Origin of the sequence: Streptomyces sp. BE20 (assembly GCF_036322525.1) — a bacterium.
Lineage (GTDB): Bacteria > Actinomycetota > Actinomycetes > Streptomycetales > Streptomycetaceae > Kitasatospora.
This window is the reverse complement of the sequence record NZ_JAQYWW010001005.1, coordinates 93,774-111,889: the sequence shown is the minus strand read 5'-3', so window position 1 is coordinate 111,889 and position 18,116 is coordinate 93,774. Positions and strand designations below refer to the sequence as shown.

Genomic DNA, 18,116 nt, shown 5'->3' with positions numbered 1-18,116 from the left:
CTCAAGACTGCGGGGTCGGCCGGCGGTGGAACGCCTGCCGAACAACTACCGAACGCCGCAGGGGTTTCAGGCCCGACGGCCACCCCGCCCCGTCGCACCCGGACCGCCCCGGGGCCGGCCCCGGGGCCGGCCCCGGACCCGGGTCCGGGCGCGACGGGGCGACAGCCGGAGGGCGCCGCTCGGCGCCCCCGGCACGGGGCAGGACACGGGAGTCGGGAAGCGGAGACCGGCGGGGGCGTCCGGTCGGCACCGCCGGGCGGCGAGCCGCCCGGCCGTGCCTCGAACACACACCCAGGACCGCGCCTCGGGCTACGCCTCGAAGGGGTCCAGGACTTCGTCGAACTCGCCCAGCAGCCCGTCCAGCGTGGCCGGTCGCTCGGCCGCCGCCGGGGCGGGCTCGGTGACGATCTCGATACACTCGGCCGCCTTCCGGGCCAGCCGGACCGCCGCCTCGGCGCTCTCGGCCTGCACGATGACGTGCCCGCACCGGTCCTCCGACCAGCGCAACTCACTGACGACGGAACCTGGTTCGACACTCACGGCGGCCACGACCACACCGTCGAGCTCCCGCGCCCGGTCCAGCCCCGCCACGGAGACGACCGTCCCGGGCGCGGCCGTGAGGAAGCGGACCGCCGCAGCGCCCCGCGCCGGCCGCAGATCGGCCAGAGGGGCGGACGGTCCGGCCAGCCGGTACGTCGCCTCCTCCAGGTCCACGCCGTACACCAGGCGCACGAGGTCGTTGATGAAGTCCCCGCCCCGCCGGCAGTGCGATTCGACGATCCGCGGCCCCTCGGCCGTGAGGATCATCTCGGTGTGCGAGGGCCCGTCCTGGAGGCCGACCGCATCCAGCAGGCGCACCGTCAGATCCCTGATGGCGGAGAGCTGTTCGCCGTCGAAGGAAGCCGGCACGACGTGCCCGAGCTCGACGACCCCGCCCTCGGTGTCCTTCGCGGTCACCGCGACGACCGTGTGCCGACCCGCCTCCGAGAATGCCTCGACACTCAACTCCGGTCCCACCAGGAGCTTCTCGACCAGGAAGTCCCCGATGCCGAACTCCTCGCACCAGGCCCACACCTCGTCGACCTCGTCGACCGAGCCGACCGGCCGCACCCCCAGGCTGCCCGAGCCCTTGGTCGGCTTCACCATCGCCGCACCGTGCGCCGCGACGAACTCCGCCAACTCCTCGCGGGTGGGATTGACCACGAACGGCACCGCCGCGATCCCCTGCTCGTTGAGCAGCGCGCGCATCACCGACTTGTCGTGCAGCAGACGTGTCGTGCGGGCGCTGTTCCCCGGCAGCCCCAGCAGGTCGACCAGGTGCCCGCCGACCAGCTGCGCCGCCTCCGTCTGCGTCACGACGCGGGTGAGGGGCCGCACCCCGTGCAGCGCCCGTGCCAGAGCGACGACGGTCGGCACGTGCTGATAATCCACCAACAACAATTGATCGCAATGCGGGACGACCGCCGGATCGAATTGCGAAGGCTTCTGCGCATAAACGACATCGACATTCGCCGGCCCGGCTTTCCGGACAAGCCGAATGCTGTCTCCAATAACCAGAACTCGCGGTTTCGCCATTGAAACAGTCCCCCTACTGGCCATGAACAACCCGCCATTGCGCGATGGCGCACCTGTGCGCCGACCGTTCGCCCCCGGTCACCGCTCCCCCGGCTTCCGGCGCGACCAGTCGGCGTCGCACGCTGATACGTGTGTGAGGCTCTAACACCCGCCCGGCGCAGCGGGGAGCAGGCGGCCGGGACAACGTCCGGGTGCGCCGCGCAGCACACCGCCGAACCGTCCGTTCATTTCCGCCTCCCCCCGTGGACCGATCCCGGCAGATCCACGCCGGGCTGTGCAGGATTCGACGAGGCACCCCGGCTCGTTGTTCCGCAGAGCCGCCCCCGGGCACCCTCGACCGCTCGGTGCCTCGATCAGCATTCCGGTGAAACACCGGCCCGTCAAGGCCCTGCCGCCGCCTGGCGCAACTGTTCTCCCGCTATTGGCAGACAGCACCTCGGGGGTACACAGCTCTCTCCACACCCCTTCCGTCACTCGGTCCCGCCGGCGCCCCGGCGGCGGAACTCGGCCGGCCCGCAGCCGTGGTGCTCACGGAAGCGGCGGGTCAGGTGCGGGTGGTCGGTGAAGCCGGCGGCGGCCGCGATCTCGGCGAGCGGCAGCCGGGTCCGGCGAACCAGGTGGCCGGCGACGTCCAGCCGGACGGCGGCCAGTTCGGCCTGGAAGGTCGTCCCCGCCCGGGTGAAGGAACGCTGCAGGGTACGCGGCGCGACGCCCAGTGCGGCGGCCACGGCGGAGAGCCGCCAGTCCGCCGCCGGCTCTCCCGCGATCAGTTCCCGTGCCGCACCCGGCAGGCCGGTGGCGGACGCCCCGGCGGCGGAAGGCCGGGCGGGACCGTGCGGGCCGACCCGATCGTCCCACCGCAGCCGCCACCCCCGGACGGCGGGCGCCGGACCGGGCCGCCAGGGTGCGTCGGGTGCCAGGACGGCGCCGTCCGCGGCGAGCAGCGCCACCTCGACCGGGCGTCCGGTCACGGCCGCCACGGCGGCGGTGTGCACCGCGCAGACGAAGACGCTCTCGGCGGACACCGGATCACCGCCCAGGTAACGCCGGTGACTGACCGTCAGTTCTCCCGGCCGCAGCACCGTCCGGGTCCGGTGGCCGACGTGGAGCCAGAGCTCGACCGGACGGGCGCGGGCGATCAGCGCGGCCATGTCGTCCCCCGTCATCAGCGCGCGCAGCAGCGGATCCCGCGGCCGCTCGAAGAGCAGCCGCCCGGCGTCGGAGACCGCCTCCCGTCCGCAGCCGTACAGCGCACCCAGCAGTTCCCGGTGCACGCCCTCGGGCACCGGAGCACCGGCGGCGAGCAGCCGACGCACGGTCCGCCCGGCCGGCCCGAGCGGCCCGGACCCGTGTCGGAGCAGCGCGGCGAGCGCGGCGCCGGCCAGCTCCGGGTGGACGGTCCGCGCCATCTCCCGTACGGCGGTGGGCACGGCGCGATGCTACCGGCGGCTGCCTGGTCCCGCGGCGGTGGCGCACTGGTACAAGCCGGCGCCCGCACCCGGCCCCAGGCTGGCCGCCATGAACGTGAACGGAAAGCGCATCCTCGTCACCGGCGGCACCAGCGGGGTCGGCCTCGCCCTGACCGGGGCCCTCACCGCCGCCGGGGCGAGGGTGGTGACCTGCGGACGGCGGGCGGACCGGTCGGGGGCCGGCCTCAGGTCGTTCACCGCCGACCTCGCGGTGGCGGGCGAGGCGACGCGGGTGGTGGACCTCGCCGCCGGGTTCCTCGGCGGACTCGACGTCGTGGTGGCCAACGCGGGCGTGCAGCACCTGATCGACCTGACCCGGGGGCCGGACCTTGAGGTCCTGGCGCTCGCCGAGCAGGAGCTCGCGGTCAACCTGCGCTCGGTGGTCGAACTGGCCGCCGCGAGCTGGCCCCACCTCACCGGCCCCGCCGGCGGGAGCGCCGGAACCGCCGGGAGCGCAGGGGACCCGGGCCGTTCCGGGAGCGCCCGCAGGGACGCCGCCCGCGGCGGCGGTCCGGGCCGCGAGACGGCCTTCGTCGCGGTGACCTCGGGCCTGGCCTACGCGCCCAAGAAGTCGGCACCGGTCTACTGCGCGACCAAGGCCGCCGTGCACACCCTGCTCCGGTCGCTGCGCTACCGGGCCGAGGACGAGACCCCGTGGCTCCGGGTCCAGGAGGTGGTGCTGCCCCTGGTGGACACGCCGATGACGGCCGGCCGCGGGGGCGCCGCCCGCAAGATCCCGCCGGCCGCGGCCGCCCGGGCCGTCGTCCGCGGGCTGGAGCGCGGCCGGCCGGTGATCGCGGTCGGCGTCTCACGGACGCTGCTCGCACTGCTGCGGGTCCACCCGGGGACGGCCTACCGGATCCTGCGGAACAGCTGAGGCGGACGCGCCGCCTCCCCCGGGCCGGCGGCGCCGCGGTTCAGCGCTTGACGGCCACGCCCCCGTACATCGCGATGCTCGCGTCCCGCACCGGCGCGGCGTCCGGGTCCGGGTTCCAGTGGTGGACCAGCGTGACCCCGGGGTCGAGCAGGTCGTAGCCGTCGAAGAAGGCGAGGGTCTCGGCCTTGTCCCGGATCTGGAGCGGGATGCCCCGGGCGTTGTACTCGCGACCGACGCCGCCGACGCCGACCGGGTCGGTGTCGCCGGTGAAGACGGTCAGGGCGAGGAAGCTGCCGGGGGCGAGCCGGTCCATCAGCCGGCGGACGATGCCCTGCGGGTCGTCCCCGTCCAGCACGAAGTGCACGATCGCGATCAGGGAGAGCGCCACCGGCCGGGAGAGGTCGAGCACCTCGCGCAGGCGCGGCGAGTCCAGGATCGAGTCGACGTCGCGCAGGTCGGCGTCCAGGTAGGCGGTGCGGCCCTCCGGGGTGCTGGACATCAGGGCGCGCGCGTGGGTCAGCACGATCGGGTCGTTGTCGACGTAGACGACCCGCGCATCCGGCGCGACGCCCTGGGCGATCTCGTGCACGTTGGGCGAGGTGGGGATGCCTGTCCCGATGTCCAGGAACTGCCGCACGCCGTGCTTCTCCGCCAAGTGGCGGACGACGCGCTCCATGAAGGTGCGGGTCGTCCGCATCGAGACCGGGAGGGCCGGCCAGGCCTTGACGGAGGCGTGGGCGGCGACCCGGTCGGGCTCGAAGTTGGTCTTGCCGCCGATGAGGTAGTCGTAGACCCGCGCCGAGTGCGGGACGTCCATCCGCAGGTCGACGCCCGTCCACCCGGTCTGTTCCCCGCCCCGGTCCCCCGATACCCAGTCAGCGCGCGACATCCTCGCCCTCCCCTTCGACCCCGTTGTCGTTTCCGTGTCACCCGTGCCCGGCCCCGGCGATCAGCCGGGCGGCGGACCCATGGTGCGCATGGTAACCGTAATCCGCGGGCAGTGGCCGCGAGTTCCGGGCCCCGGGGCGGACCTCCGGGCGGCCCCTCGGACGGGCCGCCGAGCGGCCTCCGGCCCGCTTCTGCGGCCACGTCGGCCCCCTGCGCCGCACCGACCCGACCCGCACCGCCCCCACCACCGTCCGGATCACTGCCCGGATCGCTGCCCGCGCGGGCAGCGGGCCCGGCCCGCACCCCGTGTGCAGAAAATTGGAGTCCTGCAGTCGCATTCGCTAGCCTCTCGAACGTGAGGCTGACCAAGAGCACCGACATCGCCCTCCGCATCGCCATGCGGCTGGCCGTCCTCGACGAGGAGGCCAACCCGACCACCCGCGAGGTGGCCGAGGCGGTGGGCGTGCCGTACACCCACGCCGCCAAGGTGGTCAGCCGGCTGCAGCACCTCGGCGTGGTGGAGGCGCGACGCGGCCGCGGCGGGGGGCTGACCCTCACCGCGGCGGGCCGTACCGGCTCTCTCGGACTGCTGTTGCGCGAGCTGGAAGGCGTGGGTGACGTGGTCGGTTGCGAGGACGAGCCGCCCTGTCCGCTGCGCGCGGCCTGCCGTCTGCGGGGAGTGCTGCGCTCCGCGCAGGAGGCGTTCTTCACCACCCTCGACCCGCTCTCGATCGGCGACCTGGTCGCCGCCCCGACCGGGCCGGTCCTGCTCGGCCTCTCCCGCAGACCCCCCGGCTGACACCCGTTCCCAGCCCGGCCCCAGGGCCCGCACCTGCCGGGCCCGCGCCTCCGCACGCCGCACCCGTCCGCGCATCCTCGCGGCCGATAATACGACTTTCAGATACCAATTTGGAGCGAACCCGATGCTGTCCGCCAAGTCCGCCGAGGTCGTCGAAGCCACCCTGCCCGTCGTGGGCGGTGCGATCGGCTCCATCACCCCGCTCTTCTACGACCGGATGTTCGCCGCCCACCCGGAGCTGCTGCGCGACCTCTTCAACCGGGGCAACCAGGCCAACGGCAGCCAGCGGCAGGCGCTGGCCGGCTCGATAGCCGTCTTCGCCTCCGCGCTGATCGCCGACCCCGACGGCCGCCCGGACGCGCTGCTGGCCCGGATCGCGCACAAGCACGTGTCGGTCGGCATCAGCAACGACCAGTACCGGATCGTCCACGAGCACCTGTTCGCCGCCATCGTCGAGGTGCTCGGCGACGCCGTCACCCCCGAGGTCGCCGCCGCCTGGGACGAGGTGTACTGGCTGATGGCCAACGGGCTGATCGCCGTCGAGGACCGGCTGCGCGCCGAGGCCGTCGCCGTCCAGCAGGGCGACCCGGCCGACCTCTGGCGCCCGTACACCGTGATCGACCGGCAGCAGGAGACCGACGACGTCACCAGCTACCTCGTCCGACCGGCCGACGGCCGCCCGCTGCCGGCGTCCCGGCCCGGCCAGTACGTCTCGGTGCGTGCCGAACTGCCCGACGGCGCACGACAGATCCGCCAGTACAGCCTCTCCGGAGCCCCGGACGGCGCGCTCCGGTTCACCGTCAAGCGCGCCACCGCCGACCGCCCGGACGCACCCGCCGGCGAGGTCTCCAACCACCTGCACGACCACCTGCACGCCGGGGACGTCCTCGACGTCGCGCCGCCGTTCGGCGACGTCGCGCCGGCCGACGGCGACGGACCGGTGCTGCTCGCGTCGGCCGGCATCGGCAACACCCCGATCACCGCCGTGCTGGCCCACCTGGCCGCCACCGGCTCCACCCGCCGGGTGGTCACCGTCCACGGCGACCGCGACCAGCTCTCGCACGCCTTCCGCGCCGACCTCACCCGGCTCACCGCCAAGCTCCCGGCCGGCACCGCGCACGTCTTCTACGAGCGGCCGCTCGGCGACTGGCCCGCCGACCGCACCGGCCTGGTCGACCTGTCGACGGTCGAGGTCCCGACCGGGACCACCGCCTACCTGTGCGGCCCGCTGCCCTTCCTCCGCTCGGTGCGGGGGCAGCTGCTGGCGGCGGGCGTCCCCGCCGCCGACATCCACTACGAGGTGTTCGGTCCGGACCTCTGGCTCGGCCGGGACGCCTGAGCACGACCGCCCCGCCCCGCCCGGCCCCGCTCCGGCGCCGCGCCCCCGCGGCGTGGTGCCCTGCCGCCCGGCCGGCCCGCTCGGTACGATCACCGACGGGCCGGCCGGTCCGGCGCCGGGGCGGCCCCGGCCGCCGCCGACCACCGTCGCCGTCACCGGGACGCCGACCGAGGGCCCGGGGAGGACCGTTGCGCGTCGCACTGTTCGCCACCTGCGTCAACGACGCGCTGTACCCGTCCACCGCGATCGCCACCGTACGGCTGTTGGAGCGCCTCGGCGTCGACGTCGACTTCCCGCCCGGGCAGAGCTGTTGCGGCCAGCCGCAGTACAACACCGGCTACCGGCGGGCCTGCGAGCCGCTGGTGCGGCGCACCGCCCGGGCGTTCGCCGGCTACGACCACGTGGTGACGCCCTCCGGCTCGTGCGTGGCGACGGTCCGCGACGCCCACCCGCGGATCGCCGCCCGGGCGGGCAGCGAACTCGTCCGCGAGGTAGCGGAGTTGACACCACGGGTGTACGAGCTGACCGAGTTCCTGACCGACGTCCTCGGCGTCGAGGACGTCGGCGCGTGGTTCCCGCACACCGTGACCTACCACCCCTCCTGCCACGGACTGAGACTGCTCGGCCTCGGCGAGCGGCCGCGGCGGCTGCTCCGGGCCGTCCGGGGGCTCGAACTGGTCGAACTGCCCGGCGCCGAGGAGTGCTGCGGCTTCGGCGGGACGTTCGCGGTGAAGAACCCTGCGGTCTCGGCGGCGATGGCCGCCGACAAGGTCCGCAGCGCCCTGGCGACCGGCGCCGAGGTGCTCTGCGGCGGCGACAACTCCTGTCTCCTGCACCTCGACGGGACCCTCCGCCGCCAGGGCGCGCCGCTGCGCCCGCTCCACCTCGCCGAGATCCTCGCCAGCACCGAGACCGAGCCCTGGCGGGCGGTGTGAACACCTTCCTGGGGATGCCCGCCGTACCGGCCGCTCCCGCCTTCCCGGAAGCCGCCGCCGCTGCCACGGCCGACGAGCGGCTGCGCGCCAACCTCCGGCACGCCACCCGCACCATCCGGGAGAAGCGGGCCCGCGCGGTAGCCGAACTCTCCGACTGGACCGAACTGCGCGCAGCCGCCAAGGCCGTCAAGGACCACACCCTGCGCCATCTCGACCGCTACCTGGTCCAGTTGGAGCAGACCGTGACCGCCGCCGGCGGCACCGTGCACTGGGCCTCCGACGCCGACGAGGCCAACCGGATCGTCACCGGACTGGTCCGGGCCACCGGTGAGCGCGAGGTGGTCAAGGTGAAGTCGATGGCCACCCAGGAGATCGGCCTCAACGAGGCACTCGCCGCCGCCGGGATCACCGCGTACGAGACCGATCTCGCCGAGCTCATCGTGCAGTTGGGCGAGGACCGGCCCTCGCACATCCTGGTCCCGGCGATCCACCGCAACCGCGGCGAGATCCGCGAGATCTTCGCCGCACGGATGGCCGACTGGGGCCGCCCCGCCCCCGAGGGACTCTCCGACGCACCCGCCGACCTCGCCGAGGCGGCCCGCCTCCACCTCCGGGAGAAGTTCCTGCGTGCCGAAGTCGCCGTCTCGGGCGCCAACTTCATGGTCGCCGAGACCGGCACCCTGGTGGTCGTGGAGTCCGAGGGCAACGGCCGGATGTGCCTCACCCTGCCGCGCACCCTGATCTCGGTGGTCGGCATCGAGAAGGTGGTGCCGACCTGGCGGGACCTGGAGATCTTCCTCCAACTGCTGCCCCGCTCCTCCACCGCCGAGCGGATGAACCCGTACACCTCGTTCTGGACCGGCACCGCCGGGGGCGGCGACGCGGGCGCCGGGGCCGGCGGAGCCACCGGGGCCGGCGCGGACGGCCCGTCCGTGTTCCACCTCGTCCTGCTCGACAACGGGCGGACGGCCGCCCTCGCCGACCCGACCGGCCGCCAGGCGCTGCGCTGCATCCGCTGCTCGGCCTGCCTCAACGTCTGCCCGGTGTACGAGCGGGTCGGCGGGCACGCCTACGGTTCGGTCTACCCTGGCCCGATCGGCGCCATCCTCACCCCGCAACTCCGCGGCGTCACCACCGAGCTGGACGCCTCACTGCCGTACGCGTCGTCGCTCTGCGGGGCCTGCTACGAGGTCTGCCCGGTGGCCATCGACATCCCCGAGGTCCTGGTCCACCTGCGCGAGCGGGTCACCGACCGGCCCGGGCACCGGCTGGAACGCGCCGCCGTCGCCGCCGCCACCTACGTCCTCGACCGACCGGCCCTGCTCCGGGCGGCCGAACGGGCCGCCGCCCGGACCCCCCGGTTCCACCCGCGCCGGCTCCCGGGCCCGGGCCGCGCCTGGACCGACACCCGCGAGCTGCCGGCGGTCCCGCCCGAACCGTTCCGCGACTGGTGGCGGAGGAACCGCACATGAGCGACCGACCGACGGGCGGATCGCGCGAGGCGATCCTGTCCCGGATCCGCGCCGCGGTCCGCCCCGGCAGCTCTCCCGACAGCCCGCCCGACAGCCGCCCCGGCGCCCGCGCCACGACGGAGGAGCCCGTCCCCCGGGACTACCTCCGCAGCCACGTCCGCACGGACGATCCGGACGCGCTGATCGACCTGCTCCACCACAACCTGGCCGACTACCGGGCCCTGGTCCACCGCTGCACCGTCGACCGCCTGCCCGAGGTCATCGGCGCCCTCCTCGACGCCCGGGGCTCCCGCACCGTGGCCGTCCCGCCGGGCCTGCCGCCCGGCTGGACCGCCGCCGCCTCGGCCCGCCCGCTGCCGGACGGCGGCCCCGGCGGAGCCCTCACCGCCGCACGGCTGGACACCGTCGACAGCGTGGTGACCGGCTGCGCCCTGGCGATCGCCGAGACCGGCACGCTCGTCCTGGACGGCGGCCCGGGGCAGGGCCGCCGGCTGCTCAGCCTCGTCCCGGACCACCACGTCTGCGTCGTCCTGGCGCCCGGCCAGGTGGTCGCGTCCGTCCCGCTCGCCCTCCCCCGACTCGACCCGGCCCGACCTCAGACCTGGATCTCCGGCCCGTCCGCCACCAGCGACATCGAGCTGAACCGGGTGGAAGGCGTGCACGGTCCGCGCACCCTGGAGGTCGTCCTGGCCACGCCCCGGTGACGGGCCGGGCTCACCCGACGTCGCGCGCGAAGGTCCCCCGCTCCCCCAGGTTCCAGGCGACGACCCGGAGCGGGCGGACGCGGATGATGTCCCGGCTGAAGTAGCCGGGCGCCACCGGCGGCACCTCCACCGCCAGCGTCTCGGCCTCCCCCCTGATCTCGACGCCGCGCCCCCACCCGCCCGCGACCGGGTCGTCGGCCGGGGCCATGTCGTCCACCAGCACGGCGACCTCGGGGCGGGCCTGCGCGTTCAGGTACTTCCGGCTGCGGGCCATGTCGGGTCCGCCGATGTCGATGGTGCCGTCGTCGTTGAGCCGGAAGCCCACCGGACGGACCTGCGGGCGGCCGTCGGGGCCGATGGTCGCCAGGCGCGCCAGCGGTTGGGCGGCCAGGTAGGCGAGTTCCCTCGCGGTGAAGATCATGCCTGGACCCTAGAAGCTCAAGCGTGGTTGAGGTCAAGCTCTCCCGGTCAGCCTGACCGGCCGGTTCTGCCGGGCCGGAACGGGCCTCCGGGGCGGGCCTCCGGTCGGGAGGTCAGGTCGGCCGGGCGCCCGGCCGGGTCGGGCGGATCCGCGTTGCCCGGCCGGGCCCGCCCTACGCGGGGCGCAGCTCCAGGGTGCAGCACTTGGGGCCGCCACCGCCCTTGAGCAGCTCGGAGACGTCGACCGGTACCGGCTCGTACCCCTGCTCGGTCAGCCGCGCGGCCAGCGCCTTGGCGGCCTCCGGCAGGAGCACCCGGCGCCCGTCGGAGACGGCGTTCAGCCCGAACACCTCGGCGTCGGCCCGGTCGGCGAGGATCGCGTCCGGGTAGAGGCTGCGCAGCAGTGCCTGGCTGTCCGGGGTGAACGCCTCCGGGTAGTACATGACCTGGTCCTCGTCGAGGACGGCCAGCGCGGTGTCCAGGTGGTAGAAGCGCGGGTCGACCAGGGTCAGGCTGAGCACCTGGACGCCGAAGAGCGCGCGGGCCTCGGCGTGCGCGGCCGGGTCGGTGCGGAAGCCCGTGCCGGCCAGCACCCGGCGACCGGCCACCAGGTGGTCGCCCTCACCCTCGTTGACGTGCCCGGCCCGCTGCACCTCGCGGTAGCCGGCGGCCCGGAACCAGGCCTGGTGGGCGTCCGACTCGCCGGCCCGCTCGGGGTGGCGGAAGGTCGCGACCAGCGCCCGGCCGCCGAGCACGGTCGCCCCGTTGGCCGTGTAGACCATGTCGGGCAGCCCGGGAACCGGATCGATCAGCTCGACGGTGTGGCCGAGCCGCCCGTACAGCGCGCGCAGCCGCTCCCACTGGAGGACGGCGAGCTCGGTGTCGGTGGGCCGGGACGGGTCCATCCAGGGGTTGATCGTGTAGTCGACCGTGAAGTACGTCGGCCGGCACATCAGGTAGCGCCGCGGTTTCGCGGCGCGCTCCGGGATTCGGTTCGGCATGCGGCGACCTCCGCCGTCCGGGGGTGAGGGGTTCGAGGTGCTCGGTGCTCGGTGACGGCTGCGGGGCGATGGCCGCCGGGCGAGGTGGCCGGTCGGGCGCCGGGACCGTGCCGCGCAGTCCAGAGGGCCGCTGCCCGGACGGCGCCGTTCGTACACCCGCGCGGGAACGCCGGACGACGCAGTCCCCCGCGCACCCGGCGCATCCGCCGGCGCGTCCCCCGGCGCACGGGGAGCGCACCCACCGGCCCGGCTCCGACCGGTCCGAAGGGCGGGCGGCCCGCCGGTCACCGGGCCGCGGAAGCGGAAGGGCCGCCGCCCCGCGAGACCGGCAACCGGTCTCCGCCGTAGACCTCCTGACGCCCCGCCCGGTCGTACGGCCCGCCCCGTCGCCGACCTCCCGGACCACCCCCGCCCACCGCCGGAGGGCTCCCCGAACGGTACGTGGCCGATCTCACGTACCGCCACCGGCCACCTACGGTGGCGTAGGTTACTTGAGACAGTGAACTATCTCCTTCATGCCGAATCTCCAGGAGACCCTTGACCTCAGTTCGTACGTCGCCATCGGGGACAGCTTCACCGAGGGCCTCAACGACCCCGGCGTCGGCGGTGCCTTCGCCGGCTGGGCCGACCGGCTCGCCGGGCTGCTCGCCGACGGGCAGCCCCCGGGCGACTTCCGCTACGCCAACCTCGCGGTGCGCGGCCGGCTGCTCGACCAGGTCATGGCCGAGCAGGTGCCGCAGGCCCGGCGCATCCGGCCCGACCTGGTGACCTTCTGCGCCGGCGGCAACGACATCCTGCGACCCGGCAGCGACCCGGACGAGGTGGCCGAGCGGTTCGAGGCCGCCGTCGTCCAACTCGTCGAGGCAGCAGGGACGGTACTCATCTGCACCGGCTTCGACACCCGCGGCGTGCCGCTGCTGAAGCACCTCCGCGGCAAGATCGCCACCTACAACAGCCACATGCGGGCCGTCGCCGACCGGCACGGCTGCAAGGTGGCCGACCTCTGGTCGCTCCGCGCCGTCCAGGACCGCCGGGCCTGGAGCGAGGACCGCCTGCACCTCTCCCCGGAGGGCCACCAGCGGGTCGCCCTGCTGGCCGCCCGCTCGCTGGGCCTGCGCACCGCGCAGGACCCGGAGGCACCCTGGCCGGTCCTGCCGGTGGCGTCCCCCGCCGAGCAGCGCCGCGAGAACCTGCAGTGGGCCCGCGAGTACCTGATCCCCTGGGTCGGCCGCCGCCTGCGCGGCGAGTCCTCGGGCGACCACGTCGAGCCCAAGCGGCCGGAGCTCATGCCGCTCTGACGCCCCGTCGGATACTCGACCGGACCACCGGCCCCCGGATCCGTCCGGAGTGCCACCGCCGCGCCACCGCCGCGCCCCGACCGGCGGTGGCACCCGGCCGCAGGGGTGCCACCGGGCCCGACCCGGCCCGCGTCTGCCTCAGACCCGGCGGCCGGCCGGGCCGGCCCTCCCCGCACCCGCGTGCACGAGCGCGGCCAGGACCGCACCGACCAGGTACCAGAGCAGGTCGGGCGGGTTGAAGGTGGAGCCGAGCACCAGCCGGGCGAGCGCACTGCGGTGGGCCAGCTCCTCCGGGACCCCGGTGAGCTGGAACAGCTCGACGGCCCAGCTCAGCCCGGCCGCCCACGCCCCGGCCGCGACCGGCCGCAGGCCCGGCGCCGCGGTCACGGCCAGCGCGTACACCAGCACCGTGTACAGCGCGTCCCCGGCGTACTTGGCGACCTCCCCGCCGACCGCGGCGCGCACCCCGAGCCCTGCCGCCACCGTCAGCACCGCCGCCACCACGGCCACCGCACGCACGGCGCCGCGCCCTCGAAGATCATCCATTCCGGTACCCTAACCAGCCGCCGGACCCGGCACCGACGGCCGGCGCCGCTCCGCCGACATCGGGGACTCGACCGCGGCGGCGACCGCGAGCCGGGGGTGTCGCCACGGCCTCCCCGCGGCGCCTTCCGCGCCCCGTCCCCGTCTCCCGCGGACCGTACGGAACCGCCGCCGCCCCGCCCGACGTCCCTCCCTCCCGGCGGGCCGCGCCTGCGGCCCGGTAACCTGCTGGCCGGTCCGTGTGGGACCGGGTCCGTGCGGGTCGCGGGCGGGAACGACAGAACAGGGCGGGGCACAGTGACGCAGCTGACCGATGCGGTGAACGGGTCCGGGGTGGCGGCGGACACGACGGAGGCCGGGCAGGGCCGGGGGCGGCGGTTCGCCGTCGAGGGCTTCGCGCCGCGCCAGGACGGCCGGTCCCGCGACCGCGGCAAGGAGCTGCGCACCCGCACCCCGCGCGAGCGGCACGCCGAGTTCGCCCCGTCCGACGACCGCCCGTCCGCCGTGGCGGCGATCGAGGCGTCCAACGCCGGCCGCCTCACCGACCTGGTGCCGATAAGGCTGGGCCGGATGGCCGCCACCCCGTTCGCCTTCCTCCGCGGCTCGGCCGGTCTGATGGCCGCCGACCTCGCGGTCACCCCCACCAGCGGGATAACCGCCCAGCTGTGCGGCGACGCGCACGCGGCCAACTTCGGCCTGTACGGCGACGCCCGCGGCCACCTGGTGATGGACATCAACGACTTCGACGAGACCGTCCCGGGCCCGTGGGAGTGGGACCTCAAGCGGCTCGCGACCAGCCTGGTGCTGGCCGGCCGTGCGGTCGGCGCGGACGAGACCACCGCCCGCCGGGCCGCGTTCGACGCGGCGGGCGCGTACCGCCGGACCATGCGCACGCTCGCCAAGCTGCCGGCGCTGGACGCCTGGAACGCCGTCGCCGACGAGCAGTTGGTCTCCTTCGCCCAGGCGCACGACCTCACCGAGGTCCTGGAGAGGGTCGGCGCCAAGGCGCTCGGCAACACCAGCGCACGCTTCGCCGCCAAGTCGACCGTGCGGGCGGAGGACGGCGGCCACCGCTTCACGGCGGCGCCCCCGGTGCTCAGCGAGGTGCCGGACGACACGGCCTCCGACGTCGCCACCGCGCTCGGCGCGTACGTGCGGACGGTCCCGGCCGAACTGCACCCGCTGCTCTCCCGCTACCGAGTGCAGGACGTGGCGTTCCGGGTGGTGGGCACCGGCAGCGTCGGCACCCGTTCGTACGTGGTGCTGCTCACCGACCACCGCGAGCAGCCGCTCGTGCTCCAGGTGAAGGAGGCGCGGCCGTCCGTGCTGCTGCCCCACCTGGCCCGCGCGGGCTACCCCGTGACGACGCCGGAGGTCCACGAGGGCCGCCGGGTGGTGCTCGGCCAGAAGCGCATGCAGGTGGTCAGCGACACCCTGCTCGGCTGGACCACGGTGGACGAACTCCCCTACCAGGTGCGGCAGTTCCGCAACCGTAAGGGCAGCGTCGACCCGGCCGCGCTGCTGCCCGCGCAGTTGGACGACTACGCCCGGATCACCGGCGCCCTGCTGGCCCGGGCCCATGCACACACCGCGGACCCCGGCCTGATCAGCGGCTACTGCGGCAAGAACGAGGCGCTGGACGAAGCGGTCGCCGGGTTCGCGGTGGCGTACGCGGACCGCACCGAGGCGGACCACGCCGAGCTGGTCGCGGCGATCCGTGCGGGCCGGCTCCCGGCCGAGCACGGGGTCTGACGCCCCCCGGGGCCCGGCCCCGGTCCGGCCGTTCCCGCCGGTCCGGGGCCGGACCCGCGGGAGCGGCCGACCGGGGCCTCAGGACCCCGCCGGCTCCAGGAACGGCGCGACCGCCGCCACGAACTCCGCGGGCCGGGTCCGGTGCACCAGGTGCCCGGCCTCGACGGTGACCGCCCTCCCGTCCGGGAGCAGCCCGGTCAGCTCGGCGATCCGGTCCTGCGGCACGTGGCTCGCCGGGCCGCCGGCCACCACCAGGGTGGGCGCGGTGATCGCCGTCATCCGCTCCAGCCAGCGCGGGTCCGGCCGGTCCATCCGTCCCTTGACCGCCTTCACCACGGCCCAGTCGAAGTCGATCGGGCCGGCGGGCCGGTCGGGCACGGGGCTCGCCGGGCGCGGGTGGGGGGCGGGGACGTCCTCCAGCACCAGCCGGGCGACCCGCTCGGGCCGCTCCTGGGCGACCAGGTAGGCGACCACGCCGCCCATCGAGTGCCCGAGCAGGTCGACCCGCTCCAGCCCGAGAGCGTCCAGGAAGCCGAGCACGTCGTCGCGCATCAGCTCGACGGCGTACCGGCCGGGTCGGCCGCTGTCACCGTGGCCGCGCAGGTCGAGCGCGTAGACGCGGTGGTGCGGGGCCAGGGCGGGCAGGACGTCGTCCCAGTCGGTGGCCCGCTCGCCGAGCGCGTGCAGCAGCACCAGCGGCGGGCCGTCGGCCGGTCCGCTCTCCCGGTAGGCGAGGGACAGCTCGGGAAGGTCGACCGTGCGATGAGCAGTCATGCCGCTCACCGTACGGCGCCCCGGCCGGCCCGGGGACGGAGCGGCCGTTCGCCCGCCGCTCAATTTCCCGGTCCCGCACCGGAGGCGGATCCGGACGGCGCGCCGGAGGCCGGCGCCTGCGCCGCTCCGGGCGCCGAGGCCGACGCCCCCGCCCCCGATCCGGGTCCCCCCTCCCGCGTTTCCTCCGCCGTCCGCTCCGGAGCCTCACCGGTCCGCGTCCCGCCGTCCCGTCCCGCGGCCCGGCCGGCGAGCATCGACGCCACCACCGCCAGGCCGGCCACCGCCGCACAGACCGCGGTCGCCCACGCGTACGCGGCCCGGTGTCCGCCACCGTCGCCCGTCGCCCGCAGGTAGACGCCGGAGAGTGCGGAGATGCTGACCGCCGCCGCGATCCGCTGCGCCATCTGCAGGATCGCCCCGCTCACTCCGGCCGCCTCGGACGGCGCGTGGCGCAGTACGTACGCCTGGTTGGTCGCCGTCATCAGTCCGACCGCCGCGCCGCCCAGCAGCTGCAGCAGCGCGAGGAGCCACGGCAGCGGCCCGGCCGGAGCCCAGTGCGCGACCAGGCCGCCGGCCAGCATCACCAGTGCCGAACCGGTCATGCCGGCGGTGACGGTCCGCCGGCCGAACCGCTGGACCACCCGCCAGGCGACCGCCGAGGCGAATCCCATGGCCACCGCCGAGGGCAGCGAGACCAGGGCCGCCCCCATCGGCGAGAGGCCGAGGCCGTCCTGCAGGAACATCGTCAGCACCAGCCCGGCCGCCAGCGAGGAGCCGAACTGGGCCATCGCCACCGCCGTGCCCAGCGCGTACGGCGCCGAGCGGATCAGCGCCGGGTGGATCAGTGGGTGGCCGCCGGCCCGGGCGTAGCGCCGCTGCCACCAGGCCAGCGCGCCGAGCAGCAGCACCGCCCCGGCGGCGAAGCCGAGCCAGCCGGTCCAGCCGGGCGGCTGGACGAACGGCAGCATCAGCGCGAGAGTCAGCGCGGCGACCAGCAGCAGGCCGACCAGGTCGAGGTCGGCGTGCCGCGCGCTGGGGCGCGGGCGCGGCAGGTAGCGGGCGGCCAGCAGCACGGTGGCCAGCCCGAACGGGACGTTGAGCAGGAAGGTGATCCGCCAGCCGTACTCCGGTCCGACGACCGCCAGCACCGCGCCGCCGACGGGCGGGCCGAGTGCGAAGGCCAGCCCGCCGGTGACGGCGTAGAGGCCGAGCGCACGGGCCCGCAGCTGGCCGCTGAAGACGTCCTGGAGGGTGCCGATCATCTGCGAGTTCACGAGTCCGGCGCCGGCACCCTGGAGCAGCCGGGCGGTCACCAGCACCCACGGTTCGGTGGCGGACGCCGAGAGCAGGCTGACGACGGTGAACAGGGCGAGCCCGGAGACGAAGAACCACTTGCGGCCCTTGACGTCGCCGAGCCGCCCCCCGGGTATCAGGTCCAGTCCGAAGGCCAGCGAGTAGCCCGCGACGATCCATTGGAGGTGGGCGGGCTGGGCGTGCAGCGATTCGCGCAGCGCGGGGATCGAGGTGTTGAGCACCGACTGGTCGAGCAGGGTGGTGAAGCCGCCCGCGACGCAGACCAGCAGCACGCGCCGCCCGGCGGCGTCGAAGCGCTCCTTGACCGGCGGGGTGGACGCCGCGCGGTCGGTGGTGGCCGTCACGGCACGACCACCACCAGCGCGTACCGGGCGTCTTCCGGGCCGGGGCAACGGAAGCGGGTGGTCTCGGCGACGAACCGCAGGCAGTCGCCGGCCGCCAGCGGCTGTGCCTCCCCGTCGACGGTCAGGTCCAACCGGCCCTCCAGCAGCCAGAGGTGGTGCTCCACGCCGAGCGCGCAGGGCCGGTCGTAGGCGATGTCGGCGCCGGCCGGCAGCCGCCCCTCCACGATCTCGGCGCGCAGCGACCCGTGCGGCGGTGAGACCGACCGCCGGACGAACCCGGTCGCCTCGTCCCGCCAGACCCACTGCTCGTCGGCCCGCACCAGCCGCGCGGGCGCCGACTCCACCTCGGCGAGCAGCCGCGACATGGTCCGCCCGTAGACGGCGCAGAGCCGTCCGAGCAGCGCCGCCGTCGGGCTCACCTCCGCCCGCTCGACCCGGGACAGTGTCGACCGGCTGACGTCCGCCTGCCGTGCCAACTCCTCCAGTGTCCACCCGCGTTCGACCCGCAACTCGGCCAACCGCCCCGCCAGCCGCTCGTCGGCGGCCGTCTCGATTCCCATATCCACGATGCTATCCCGGATATGGGATCCCCTTCGGGGCTTCCCGCCGGCC

Annotated in this window: 17 protein-coding genes; 8 read left to right on the top strand and 9 right to left on the bottom strand. The window is 75.2% G+C overall.

Going from position 1 to position 18,116, the window contains the following annotated elements:
* Window positions 1–309 precede the first annotated feature (309 nt).
* The gene (locus tag PUR61_RS26030; protein WP_329881829.1) at window positions 310–1,416 is read right to left on the bottom strand and encodes an ATP-grasp domain-containing protein; all 1,107 of its coding nucleotides are present in this window, start codon (window positions 1,414–1,416) and stop codon (window positions 310–312) included.
* Between the two features lie 629 nt (window positions 1,417–2,045).
* Entirely contained in the window at window positions 2,046–3,005 is a 960-nt protein-coding gene (locus tag PUR61_RS26025) for a helix-turn-helix transcriptional regulator (RefSeq protein ID WP_329881828.1), read from the bottom strand.
* An 88-nt stretch (window positions 3,006–3,093) separates the two neighbouring features.
* Here PUR61_RS26025 and PUR61_RS26020 point away from each other — a divergent pair, with 88 nt between their 5' ends.
* Window positions 3,094–3,921 (top strand): SDR family NAD(P)-dependent oxidoreductase, encoded by an 828-nt coding sequence (locus tag PUR61_RS26020; RefSeq protein ID WP_329881827.1) that lies wholly within the window; start codon window positions 3,094–3,096, stop codon window positions 3,919–3,921.
* Window positions 3,922–3,961: 40 nt separating this feature from the next.
* Here PUR61_RS26020 and PUR61_RS26015 read toward each other — a convergent pair whose 3' ends face one another.
* Window positions 3,962–4,810: an SAM-dependent methyltransferase gene (locus PUR61_RS26015; RefSeq protein WP_380362985.1), complete on the bottom strand. Its 849-nt coding sequence runs from the start codon at window positions 4,808–4,810 to the stop codon at window positions 3,962–3,964.
* 354 nt (window positions 4,811–5,164) lie between these two features.
* Here PUR61_RS26015 and PUR61_RS26010 point away from each other — a divergent pair, with 354 nt between their 5' ends.
* From PUR61_RS26010 to PUR61_RS25990, 5 genes are all read left to right on the top strand, one after another.
* Window positions 5,165–5,608 carry an RrF2 family transcriptional regulator gene (locus PUR61_RS26010; RefSeq protein WP_329881826.1) on the top strand — a complete coding sequence of 148 codons (444 nt, stop codon included), beginning with the start codon at window positions 5,165–5,167 and terminating at the stop codon, window positions 5,606–5,608.
* 124 nt (window positions 5,609–5,732) lie between these two features.
* On the top strand, window positions 5,733–6,947 hold the full coding sequence (locus PUR61_RS26005; protein ID WP_329881825.1) for a globin domain-containing protein: 1,215 nt from the start codon (window positions 5,733–5,735) through the stop codon (window positions 6,945–6,947).
* A gap of 188 nt (window positions 6,948–7,135) precedes the next feature.
* Window positions 7,136–7,882 carry a (Fe-S)-binding protein gene (locus PUR61_RS26000; RefSeq protein ID WP_329881824.1) on the top strand — a complete coding sequence of 249 codons (747 nt, stop codon included), beginning with the start codon at window positions 7,136–7,138 and terminating at the stop codon, window positions 7,880–7,882.
* Window positions 7,883–7,896: 14 nt separating this feature from the next.
* Window positions 7,897–9,354 (top strand): lactate utilization protein B, encoded by a 1,458-nt coding sequence (locus tag PUR61_RS25995; protein ID WP_329881823.1) that lies wholly within the window; start codon window positions 7,897–7,899, stop codon window positions 9,352–9,354.
* Complete coding sequence (locus PUR61_RS25990) at window positions 9,351–10,058, top strand: LutC/YkgG family protein (RefSeq protein ID WP_329881821.1); 708 nt, start codon at window positions 9,351–9,353, stop codon at window positions 10,056–10,058. The genes PUR61_RS25995 and PUR61_RS25990 overlap by 4 nt, the downstream gene beginning before the upstream one ends.
* A gap of 10 nt (window positions 10,059–10,068) precedes the next feature.
* On the opposite strand, the gene PUR61_RS25985 is transcribed toward PUR61_RS25990, so the two are convergent.
* Complete coding sequence (locus PUR61_RS25985) at window positions 10,069–10,479, bottom strand: PPOX class F420-dependent oxidoreductase (RefSeq protein WP_329881820.1); 411 nt, start codon at window positions 10,477–10,479, stop codon at window positions 10,069–10,071.
* Between the two features lie 172 nt (window positions 10,480–10,651).
* Entirely contained in the window at window positions 10,652–11,479 is an 828-nt protein-coding gene (gene ddaH, locus PUR61_RS25980) for a dimethylargininase (RefSeq protein ID WP_329881819.1), read from the bottom strand.
* 515 nt (window positions 11,480–11,994) lie between these two features.
* Between ddaH and PUR61_RS25975 the strand changes: the two genes are divergently transcribed.
* A complete protein-coding gene (locus PUR61_RS25975; protein ID WP_329881818.1) occupies window positions 11,995–12,777 on the top strand; it encodes an SGNH/GDSL hydrolase family protein in 783 nt (260 codons plus the stop codon).
* 138 nt (window positions 12,778–12,915) lie between these two features.
* Here the strand turns inward: PUR61_RS25975 and PUR61_RS25970 are convergent, their stop codons facing one another.
* Complete coding sequence (locus PUR61_RS25970; RefSeq protein ID WP_329881817.1) at window positions 12,916–13,323, bottom strand: ribosomal maturation YjgA family protein; 408 nt, start codon at window positions 13,321–13,323, stop codon at window positions 12,916–12,918.
* A 294-nt stretch (window positions 13,324–13,617) separates the two neighbouring features.
* On the opposite strand from PUR61_RS25970, the gene PUR61_RS25965 reads away from it, so the two are divergent.
* Window positions 13,618–15,072 (top strand): DUF2252 domain-containing protein, encoded by a 1,455-nt coding sequence (locus tag PUR61_RS25965; protein WP_329881816.1) that lies wholly within the window; start codon window positions 13,618–13,620, stop codon window positions 15,070–15,072.
* A gap of 78 nt (window positions 15,073–15,150) precedes the next feature.
* On the opposite strand, the gene PUR61_RS25960 is transcribed toward PUR61_RS25965, so the two are convergent.
* The 3 genes from PUR61_RS25960 to PUR61_RS25950 are packed head-to-tail and all read right to left on the bottom strand — an operon-like array spanning window position 15,151 to window position 18,064.
* Window positions 15,151–15,846: an alpha/beta fold hydrolase gene (locus tag PUR61_RS25960; protein WP_329881815.1), complete on the bottom strand. Its 696-nt coding sequence runs from the start codon at window positions 15,844–15,846 to the stop codon at window positions 15,151–15,153.
* 59 nt (window positions 15,847–15,905) lie between these two features.
* Window positions 15,906–17,504 carry an MFS transporter gene (locus tag PUR61_RS25955; protein ID WP_329881814.1) on the bottom strand — a complete coding sequence of 533 codons (1,599 nt, stop codon included), beginning with the start codon at window positions 17,502–17,504 and terminating at the stop codon, window positions 15,906–15,908.
* On the bottom strand, window positions 17,501–18,064 hold the full coding sequence (locus PUR61_RS25950; protein WP_329881813.1) for a helix-turn-helix domain-containing protein: 564 nt from the start codon (window positions 18,062–18,064) through the stop codon (window positions 17,501–17,503). Before PUR61_RS25950 ends, PUR61_RS25955 begins: the two co-directional genes overlap by 4 nt.
* Window positions 18,065–18,116 lie beyond the last annotated feature (52 nt).